The sequence below is a fragment of the Ruminiclostridium hungatei genome, from assembly GCF_002051585.1.
Taxonomy (GTDB): Bacteria; Bacillota; Clostridia; order Acetivibrionales; family DSM-1351; genus Ruminiclostridium; species Ruminiclostridium hungatei.
This window is the reverse complement of the sequence record NZ_MZGX01000088.1, coordinates 1-650: the sequence shown is the minus strand read 5'-3', so window position 1 is coordinate 650 and position 650 is coordinate 1. Positions and strand designations below refer to the sequence as shown.

The window sequence follows — 650 nt, the reverse complement described above, 5'->3', positions numbered from 1 at the left end:
GTGCTTGGGCTTCAAGGCTCAGCGCCTGCTCTGTGGTTGTATCCAGGGTTGTCATCGGGATTATTTCCAGTGAAGCTTTTTCCGTGGAGGTTGTTCCCGACAAGGCTGTTTCTGTAGAAGCTGCAGAATCAGTTTCTATAGAGTCTGTTCCTGCCGACGTTATCTCCTCCGCTGCTCCGATTGCTGAAATATCAGCTTCTGTGGTTTGCCCCTGTATAGCAAGCGAGCCTGTCCCCGGCATATATTCTTGGTTTGAAGCTTCTCCTGCTTCTGTTCCCACTTCTCCTTCTGCTCTCACTTTTGCTTCTGCTTTTAATTCTGCCTTTACTTCTGCTGCTCCCATATTTCCCGCAGCTTCCACCGTTTTACTGATTGTATTTCCGTTGTTGTCATAGCTGTATAGATTAAAGAAAAGCCTTGATATATTATGTTTCCTCAATCAAGGCTTATAAGATATTGTAGCTAGCTATTCAAATTCAACATTTTTTTATACTGTTTAAATCTAGAATGCTTTGCTAAATCAAGATTTATTAAATCAATAACCGCATTAGCATAGTCTAAGTAGTCGCCATCCTCTTTTAATTTTATACTTTCAATTCCCATATAACCATAACCCTTTTTTAGCGGTAAACCCAAACTAATATATTTAC

2 protein-coding genes are annotated in these 650 nt (G+C 40.5%); both read right to left on the bottom strand.

The genetic code is table 11. The features are described from left to right. The coding region (locus tag CLHUN_RS21925; RefSeq protein ID WP_133051145.1) for a hypothetical protein at positions 1-439 on the bottom strand (439 nt) is incomplete at its 3' end. A gap of 23 nt (positions 440-462) precedes the next feature. Continuing rightward, the coding region (locus CLHUN_RS22420) for a hypothetical protein (RefSeq protein WP_207559207.1) at positions 463-650 on the bottom strand (188 nt) is incomplete at its 5' end.